Source organism: Aquiflexum gelatinilyticum (assembly GCF_024741135.1).
GTDB lineage: Bacteria > Bacteroidota > Bacteroidia > Cytophagales > Cyclobacteriaceae > Cognataquiflexum > Cognataquiflexum gelatinilyticum.
This window is the reverse complement of the sequence record NZ_JANSUY010000002.1, coordinates 500,843-510,218: the sequence shown is the minus strand read 5'-3', so window position 1 is coordinate 510,218 and position 9,376 is coordinate 500,843. Positions and strand designations below refer to the sequence as shown.

Sequence of the window (9,376 nt, the reverse complement as noted above, 5' to 3'; positions counted from 1 at the left end):
ATTTTTTAGTAAAAGTCACCAACTATTTTTGACCACATTACCAAAAAGAAAAAAGGTGAGCATGGCTCACCTTTTTTTTATTCAAAAAACCAAACAATCAACTAAACTATCTTACAAGGTAGAATTCTTGGCCTACTGAGGCCGTAACGAATAGTGCCTTTTCAAAAGATCCTTTAAACTTTTTCTTAATTTCTTCTTTATCACCATAAAATTCGGCTACCACTTCTCCATATTTATTGATAATGGTGATAGTCGGAAGTTCTTTCAGATCAGAAAGATCCAATTCAAATTCTTGGATAACATTCTCCTGAACTTCACCCAATCCCAAATTATATTCCATCGGGATTACCTCGTTGATTCGATCAACTTTCGCCTCGGCCTTAGCAGCCCACAAGATTGTCAATGCCATCATTAATCCTAAAAAGGCACAAACTGTTTTTTGAGTTAAAATAGTTGGTTTCATTTTCTTCTTTTATTTGTAATTGTGTAAGGTTTAATTTCTTTACCTGCTTTCAATGTGGCAGGTATTAGCCTTATGCCAAATTCTGATCCTAATTTTATATCTTATTGATTATCAGTTTTTTAAATTCAAAATGATTGATATTATATGTACGATATCGTACATGACATTTTCTGAAATGATACAGTTGGATAACTTTAAACCTGAGCCAAAGGTTGCGCCAATACGATAAAAAAATAAAAAATCCGATAGAATTTCGGAATATTCTATCGGATTACAAAAATTAAATCAATTTTTACAGAAGATCATTTGCTAAATTCGCCAATTCCGATCTTTCTCCCTTTTCTAGCTTGATATGGGCATACAAAGGATGGTCTTTTACCCGATCTATCAAATAAGATAAACCATTGCTCTGACTGTCGAGATAAGGGGTGTCAATCTGAAAGATATCCCCAGTAAAAATGATCTTGGTATTTTCACCTGCCCGGCTGATGATGGTCTTTATTTCATGTGGCGTGAGGTTTTGTGCTTCATCCACGATAAAGAAAATATTGGAAAGTGACCTTCCCCGGATATAAGCCAAAGGTTGGATGACCAATTTCTCCTGATTTACCAATTCTGTGATTTTTTGAAATTCTTTATCGGACTCCTTGAATTGGTTTTGGATAAACTTCAGGTTGTCCCAAAGTGGCTCCATATAAGGATTCAACTTAGATTTAATGTCGCCCGGAAGGTAGCCGATATCCTTGTTGCTCAGGGGAACAATGGGTCTTGCCAGGAAAATCTGCTTATAATCCCTTCTTTGCTCCAATGCGCCGGCAAGCGCCAAAAGCGTTTTTCCCGTTCCCGCCACACCTTGGATGGAGACAAGTTTGATCCTTGGATTCAGGATGGCATGCAAAGCAAAAGCCTGCTCTGCATTTTTTGGCTTGATGTTATAGGCAAGTTTCTTATCTACCCTTTCGAGCATGTTGTCATCAGAATTGTAATAGGCCAACACCGAGTTTTTCTCGCTTTTGAGGATATAGAAAGCATTGGCTTTTCTTTTTTTATTTCCCAAAACATGCTTGGACTCGACCGAATGATTCTCATAAAGCCTGTTGATAATATCCGGTTCTATGCCTTCCAAGTAATATTTTCCGGTATTTTCAAGTTCAGAAAGGTTTTTGATTTTACCTGTTTCGTAATCTTCCGCATGTATGTCAAGGGACTTTGCTTTGAGCCGGAGGTTGATGTCTTTGCTGACTAGGATCACCTTCCTGCCCTTTTCCATTTGTTGGCAATGAAGCGCGGCATTCAGGATTTTGTGGTCGTTTTTTTCTTCACCAAAGATGAGGTTTGCATTGATATTATTATCGGGGTTCATCAATACCCGAAAATATCCTTTGGTCTTCCCATTTAGTGGAGTCCAATTGTGGATCATGTTATCTTTGGCTAACCCGTCGAGCAGCCTGATAAATTCACGGGCCTCAAAGTTTTTGGTATCATTTCCCTTTTTGAACTGATCGAGCTCTTCCAATACAGTAATCGGGATGACCACATCATGCTCCGCAAAGTTCATGATCGAGTTGTGTGCGTATAGGATCACCGAAGTATCCAACACAAAGATTTTGCGGTCTTTATCGGATTTAGCTCTAGGCATAGGTTAATAATTTACTAGGTTTTTGTTAGTAAAAAGATAGAGAAATAAAAAATAGATTACCATTGTATCAATAGAAAATAAGATTGTTAACAAAAAGGAAAATCTTAGACTGTTGATTTTCAGGGGGAAAAGTTTGTGGAACAGAGCAAAAGATAACATGACCATCCATACTGTCCTCCCACCTAAAAAACCCTATTGGTTCTTACCCATAGTCTGCATAAAAACTCTATTAGAAAGCTTGTGCAAAACCTCCATTTAGGGATGAATATCAATCAGTATCAATTTACTACCCTATAAATCTTACCATCCGCTTTGGTCAAAACGTAAACCTGACCTGATTTATCCTGACCGAATTTCAAATCTACCCTAGGCTTGCCACATAATTCCTGCAAAGTAGTCTCCCTTCCTTCATATTTGATTCCGACTTTCTGCATTTTAGGACTCGATTCATTCAGATCGGAAACAAAAACTTTTCCAGATGGAACATCTCCGAAAAGAAATTTCCCCTTGAAAATCCCTGAATTTGGGAAATAGCCCGCAATGATCGCAGAACCTTCATCATGGTCAAACTGAAGAAGCGGATAAGTCGCTCCAAATTTTTCATCATCTGAAGGCAATGCATAAACTTTGTCCATATCTCCATTTGGATTGATTACAAAAGATCCTTCCCTCCGCGGCCAACCATAAAACTTCCCCGGCTCGATCAAATTGATTTCTTCGATATGTTTGTGACCAATTTCTGAAGCCATCATCCTTCCCTTTGGATCCCAAAAAATCCTATTTGGATTCCTGAATCCATAAGCAAAAACTTCAGGGGCTTTATCATTTTGACCGACAAATGGATTGTCTTTTGGAATGCCATATTTTCCGTTTTGACTGTTTTTCCCTTTCGGGTCTATCCTGAGAATGCTGCTCCAAACAGCACTGCCTTTGTGATCAGAAATAAAGTCGAAACCATTTTCGGCGCTGCCGCCATCACCGATACCGATATAGAGCAAGCCATAATCTTCTTCCCCTTTTTTGGCATGTGGATTAAAGGCAATTTCCTGCATGCCATGAATCTGTGTGACGACATTTACCCGGAGAATTTCTCGGCTTTCCCCAACAAAGGATTTTGAGGAGGGGTTTGCGGTTTTCCATTCGGTGAGTACCCACTGCATTGTGACTTTGATGCTGTCGGCATAGGCAAAATCCGCAGCCTTGGAACCCGGCTTCTCTGTATGGGAAGTATAGAGCAATCCATTGTCGACAAATTCGGGATGAAATGAATAACTGCCAAATCCTGTAGCCAATCCCGGTTTGGATACAAAATCCGGACGAATGGCTCTCAGGTCAAAGAATAGCTTTGGCTTTCCTTTGACCAACTCATACATTTTTCCATGCTGATCCTGCACAAACAGCCTCCCTGAAACAGGTTCACTTTCCATTTTGGTGACTTTGGCCAAGGGTGAAATAGAATCAGAGGCGGGAATTTGGGTAAAAAACTCAAGTTCTAAAGCCAATCCTGAATCCATTGTTTTCTCCGGAATCGGATCTTCCAAGGCTTCTTCGGCTGCACTTTCTAATAGAGCCTCCGGCCCAAATGAATGCATGTAACTTAATAAAGCATCAATTTCGGCCTCTGAAAGCTGACTGAAAGCCGGCATCAGCACCTTGTATTCATCCAACAACGCTTTAGTCCGAACATCTCCCTTCTCCAATAAATCCTGTGGATTTTTGATAAAGGATTTGATCCAATCAGACTCGATTTGGGTAGTCAGGCCACTGAGATTGGGACCGATAGTCTTTTGGGTGAAGTTGTGGCAGGAAGAGCAATTTTGCTCAAACAAGGACTTTCCAATGGCTATTTGTTCTGAGTCAGTAGGGATATCCTGACCAAAAGGATGGTTACTTTTTGAGTTGCATCCAATAATCAGCAGTAAAGCTAAAGCAATGGAAAGGGCTTGTTTTTTCATTAAAGCATTTCTTGGGATTACCTTAAACCTAAAAATTTTTAGTCAAGATTGAAATATAAATATTTTGGAGGTGGGACTTATTTCGAACGTCATTCTACACGAATTCAGATACAACATGACTTAAAACACCTAATTCTTTTTAGACCTATCCATAAAAACTATTGGAAATTGGGATTGAAAAATTTGTCTCGGTAAATCGTTTAATAGAATATCCCATTCGTTAGCCATTAAACATGTAATAAACAAAGATTTTCCATCCTTTAGGGATAATTTCGTGTAATGGTATGAATCCCATGGAGTAAAACCAGTAGATTTCCTATACAATTGAGGACTCATGTACACTTCAACCTTTTCTATTTCATGAAACCCAAATTGATTCCAAGCTTCTTTTTCAAAAAAACGAATTGATTCTTTCTCCGGATAAATTACCATTTCAGTATTTTTATTTACAAAAAAATAGTTTAAATGAATGATTATCGTTGGCAAAACCATTAAGACTCCGTAAAAGAACACACCAATTTCGATAAAAGCACGTAAATCAGATACACCAAAAATAAATGCCATCACCAAAACAAAAACGACAATTGCAATCAGGTAATAAAAAACTGATCGAAAATGGCTTAATGAATTTTCAAAAGTTATTTTATATAGTAAATTCATATTTTTTAGTTTCCTGCGCCTGGGTGTAGTTTAGCGACTGATGCTGCGACTGAGTGTATGTAGATAGCTATCGGCATGAAATTCCACCCTTTTATGATTCCATCCACGATAGCCATCGGGATGTAATTGGACTAATCAGCCAAACACTCAAACGAAAGATAGTTCTAGGTAGCTTGAATTACAAATTCAGCTAGAGAAATGCCATTATTCACCTAGGTGGGGCAATTCCAAGTAATAATTATAGATAAATTAAGAGTTATGCATTCCTTTCTAACATAACTTAACATGCCTGAAATTTCCAATTGATTTAAATTAGGGCATGAAATATTTTATATGCCTGATTCTAGTTGCAGCATTGATTGGTTGCGCAAAAGACAAAAACACAGATCAATCCATTTCAACAAATTATAAATTTGAAATTTCAGATTCAATCAGAGTCAATCACCTGGAAGAATTGACATTAATTGATATGGAAGACGGAATGTTCTTGGCAAAAGAAGAGGGGAATTCATCTTACATTATTTTTGACAAATCCGGTAGCATCACCTCTCCTATTGAGCTCAAAACAGACGGACCAAATGCGATAAACATGGTCTATTCAGGAGGTTTTTTTGATGGGAAATTTACCATAATGGATTTACATAAGGGATTGATCCAGTTTTCAAATGAGGGAGAAATAATCAATGAAATCCCCATACCAAAGGATTATCTATATATGCATCCATACAATAGACCGGCATTTAGTTTGGGGAATAAAATAGCATACTACCGTCCTGAGAGGGATCTAAAAGATTGGGAAGACCAAGAGAGATTCTATCGAAAATATTACAATGAACCACTGCTCGAAGTTTTTGATCCAATTACAAAAGAAGTAGCGCTGAAAATGGAAATCCCTGAAACTTCAATCTACAAAGACGGCAATTTTCATTTCTTATTTCATCCCAAAATCATTAAAAGAGGAAAACTTTGGTATTTATTCCTGATGGCTGAAATGAAGTTTCATGTCTATGAAGAAAAGGACGAAGATCTGATTTTTAAAGAAAGTATCAGTCTGAATGTGAAAGATCAAATCCCTTTTCCACAGGCCAATTTACAGAACACATCGGAGTTATTCTCCAAGCTGGAAATGGTAGTACCATCCATGATAGAACAACTTTATGTGATCGAAGACAAAATCATTCTTATTTACAAAAAAGGCGCTGACGAAAATATCGTGAAGAATTACGACAGGGAAAACCAAGCTGAGTGGTTGGATTTCTTAGGATCCTTACCAATATATGCTGCAGTTTTTGATTCAGATTACAAATTGCTCCAAGACGATATTGAATTGCCATCAGGAACAATCTCAACCCCTATCGTAAACAAAGAGGGACAAATTTTTGTCCAAAAAAATCAAAGGCTTCTTGGGGAAGAAGATTGGAATACATATTATTTATTAAAGCTAAATGATGGAAACCAAACGAATTGATCGTTTTAGTTTGGGGGAGATACCCAATTCTACATCTAGGTGGGGCAATAAAAAGCTCAATATATCCTAAAATCAATCTTGTAAACGATTCCCTTTCCAGTCCGTCAAATTAGGCTTGTGAAGTTCATGCCACCTTTCTACAAAAGAGTCAATATTGTTCAGGTCTTTTTCAATTCTGTTATTTAATTTTCTTATTTCCCTATCATAACCTGTCTTGGTGTGATAAGACCGTATTTTATGCCCTCCAAACATAAAATGATAATCTAAAAGAGGCATTCCTTTTATATCATCACTTCTCAATCGCATTTTTGTTAAACTATTTGGAGGCAAATGATACTGAAGGCCGTCAACTCCCTGTAATTGCTGTAAAAACCTCAAATCGGGTGATAGTTTGAATATGTTTAAGTATACTTTTATCCACTTATCTCCTTTTGATACATGTGTTTCAACAATTTCTAATATTGAATCTATTCGCACTCTACATAATTCATAAGTAAAATCACCTAAATTATTTTTACCAAACCACGCTGTTGAAAATGGTGATTGCTCAAATCCGTTCTTTTTTAGTGCCGGTAAACATTTATCATGGAATATTCTATTCCTGATTAAGAGCAGTTCTTTTTCTGATGCTTTGTAAAATAATCTCATCTATTGTTTCTTTTGGGTGACAATAATAAACATCACGTGGGTTTATTTTAGAAAAAAAAGGTGCGGTCAAAAACCCCACCTCTTTACATTTTTTTGAAAGTACATTCTACTTAAACATAACCGCTTTTCTATACGCCGCAATCAATGCTGTTTCCCTCTCCTCTTTTGTGACTACCTTCTTTGCGCCAATGCCGTCTTTTCGGGCTTCATTTTTCTTTTTATCTCCGTGCCTTGGCTATTTTTTCCTTTCTCTCCGTGGTCTCAGTGTCCTCTGCGGTGATTTTTTTATTTAAACATATCCGCTTTTCTATAAGCTGCAATCAGGGCCAACTCCCCTTCTTTTCCGGGAATGGCATTGCCGTGTTCCATACCGCAGACACCTTTGAAGCCTTTGGCATCGATGTGCTTGAAGACATTCAGGTAATTGATTTCACCTGTTCCGGGCTCTTTTCGCCCAGGATTGTCCCCGATCTGAATATAGGCTATCTCATCCCAACAGGCATCCATCATCGCGATGAGGTTGCCTTCGTTGCGCTGCATGTGATAGGCGTCATAGAGGATTTTGCAGGAAGGACTGTCGACCGCCTTGCAGATGGCGTGGGTTTGATCCGAAAACCTTAGAAATAGCTCCGGGGTATCACTTAATGGCTCCAAAACCATCACCAATCCACTTGGTTCCATCACCTCGGCACCACGCTTCAGCGCTTCGATCACATGCGAAGTCTGGATTCCCATAGGCAGCTTTCTTTCAAAAAAGCCGGGAACCACAGTTGCCCATTTGGCATTGACACGCTTGGAGGCCTCCACGGATTTTTTGCAGGTCGCGACAAAGTTGTCGATAAACTCCTGCTTGCCTGAAGCTAGTGAAATCTTCCAGTTGTCACCTCCATCAACCACAAAAACCCCCATGCGCATGTTGAGCCTTTCGAGGGTTTTGCCGATGAGATTTTGATCTTCTACCGGACGGCCAAGCAGTCCATTGTCTTCCAAAGACCGGAATCCCTGATCGGCCATAAATTCCAGTTGGGATACAAGTCCGTCTCCGGCGTGGGCTTTGAACATCCCAAAGTGGGGAGCATAATCCAGGTTAAATGGCTTTCCGGCTGCATTGCTTTTTGCAAAGGAAGAAAGACTTGTGCCACCTGCGAGGGCAGCGACTGCAGATCCCAAACCAATATTTCTAACAAAATTTCTCCTTTTCATATCAGATTACTTTTGTTTTGCCCGGAATCGCAAAAGGGTAATAGCCGTCCGCATTCGGAAGGACTTTCGGCATCGCATCCCAAGCCAAGGTATCCGGCATCAGACTTATTTCAGAATTTAGCGCTTCATCCCAAGTGACTACTTTGCCCGAATAGGTTGCATTTCGTCCAAGAATAGCGGTCATGGTACTTTTTGCGCCATTTTCTGCATCAGCAAATTTATATTCTCCCTTAACAATGGCAGCGAAAAGTTCATCATGCTCCACCTGATATGGGTTGGGATTATTCTCCCTGTTGTGGGAATAAATCGAGTTGCCTTTGTAATCAGTGATATTCCCGTGGTTTCCGGCACTCATATATACTTTGCCTTTTGTTCCTTGGAAAGACTCATCAACCCTATTGGCTGCTCCCGGGAAGTGGCGGCATTCGCTGAAGATTACCGTTCCGTCAGCATAAGTGAAGGTGATGCTGTGGTGGTCAAAGATTTCACCGTGATCTTTACCGGTTCGGACCTGACGGCCTCCGGTACCGTAAGCCGACACAGGGTAACTGTTTTTTACCCAATTGGCCACATCGATATTGTGGACGTGCTGCTCGTTGATATGGTCACCGCAAAGCCAATTGAAGTAGTACCAATTCCTCATTTGGTATTCCATCTCGGTCTGACCAGGTTGCCTTGGATTGACCCATACACCTCCGTCATTCCAATAAACTTGTCCACCGACAATGTCACCGATGGCCCCGTCATGAAGACGCTTGATGGTTTCTCTGTAATTGTCCTGATAATGTCTTTGAAGACCAACCACGACATTGAGTTTTTTCTTTTTGGCTTCTTCGGCTGCTGCCAGCACTTTGCGGATGCCGACTGCATCGACTGCCACGGGCTTTTCCATAAAAACCTGCTTGCCTTGCCTTACTGCTTCCTCAAAATGGTCCGGTCTGAATCCCGGAGGTGAAGCCAATATCACGACATCGGCAAGCTTGATCGCTTCCTTGTAACCTTCAAAGCCCACAAACTTCCTGTCCTCAGGAACATCGACTTTGTCTTTTCCATATTTTTCAAAGATCGGCGTATAACTCTTATCTATTCTGTCTCTGAAAGCATCTGCCATCGCGACGAGTTTGATATTGTGTCCTGTGTCAAAGGCCTGAAAAACGGCGCCCGTTCCCCTGCCTCCACAGCCGATGACGGCAAGTTTGATTTGATCCGTTCCTGAAGCATAAGCCCCCGGCATGCCAAAAGGCTGAAGTATCATTCCTCCGGCAAGGATTGCGGAAGTTTTGATAAAGTCCCTGCGTTGATTTTGGTTATTCATGAGTGTATTGTTATATGGTTATTTG

8 protein-coding genes are annotated in these 9,376 nt (G+C 39.8%); 1 reads left to right on the top strand and 7 read right to left on the bottom strand.

The annotated features are described in order from the left end of the window. Positions 1-106: 106 nt before the first annotated feature. The 4 genes from NU887_RS06145 to NU887_RS06130 form a co-directional block, all read right to left on the bottom strand. Positions 107-463 (bottom strand): hypothetical protein, encoded by a 357-nt coding sequence (locus tag NU887_RS06145; protein WP_258422484.1) that lies wholly within the window; start codon positions 461-463, stop codon positions 107-109. Between the two features lie 292 nt (positions 464-755). Next, complete coding sequence (locus tag NU887_RS06140) at positions 756-2,102, bottom strand: PhoH family protein (RefSeq protein WP_258422483.1); 1,347 nt, start codon at positions 2,100-2,102, stop codon at positions 756-758. 278 nt (positions 2,103-2,380) lie between these two features. Then, positions 2,381-4,057 carry a PQQ-dependent sugar dehydrogenase gene (locus tag NU887_RS06135; RefSeq protein ID WP_258422482.1) on the bottom strand — a complete coding sequence of 559 codons (1,677 nt, stop codon included), beginning with the start codon at positions 4,055-4,057 and terminating at the stop codon, positions 2,381-2,383. Between the two features lie 129 nt (positions 4,058-4,186). Further along, a complete protein-coding gene (locus NU887_RS06130) occupies positions 4,187-4,717 on the bottom strand; it encodes a PH domain-containing protein (RefSeq protein WP_258422481.1) in 531 nt (176 codons plus the stop codon). Between the two features lie 319 nt (positions 4,718-5,036). On the opposite strand from NU887_RS06130, the gene NU887_RS06125 reads away from it, so the two are divergent. After that, positions 5,037-6,185 carry a hypothetical protein gene (locus NU887_RS06125; RefSeq protein ID WP_258422480.1) on the top strand — a complete coding sequence of 383 codons (1,149 nt, stop codon included), beginning with the start codon at positions 5,037-5,039 and terminating at the stop codon, positions 6,183-6,185. Between the two features lie 72 nt (positions 6,186-6,257). On the opposite strand, the gene NU887_RS06120 is transcribed toward NU887_RS06125, so the two are convergent. From NU887_RS06120 to NU887_RS06110, 3 genes are all read right to left on the bottom strand, one after another. Continuing rightward, positions 6,258-6,833, bottom strand: coding sequence for a hypothetical protein (locus NU887_RS06120; protein WP_258422479.1), 576 nt, complete (start codon positions 6,831-6,833; stop codon positions 6,258-6,260). Between the two features lie 285 nt (positions 6,834-7,118). Next, positions 7,119-8,036, bottom strand: a complete 918-nt coding sequence (locus tag NU887_RS06115) for a hydroxypyruvate isomerase family protein (RefSeq protein ID WP_258422478.1) — start codon at positions 8,034-8,036, stop codon at positions 7,119-7,121. 1 nt (position 8,037) lies between these two features. After that, positions 8,038-9,351 carry a Gfo/Idh/MocA family protein gene (locus NU887_RS06110; protein ID WP_258422477.1) on the bottom strand — a complete coding sequence of 438 codons (1,314 nt, stop codon included), beginning with the start codon at positions 9,349-9,351 and terminating at the stop codon, positions 8,038-8,040. Positions 9,352-9,376 lie beyond the last annotated feature (25 nt).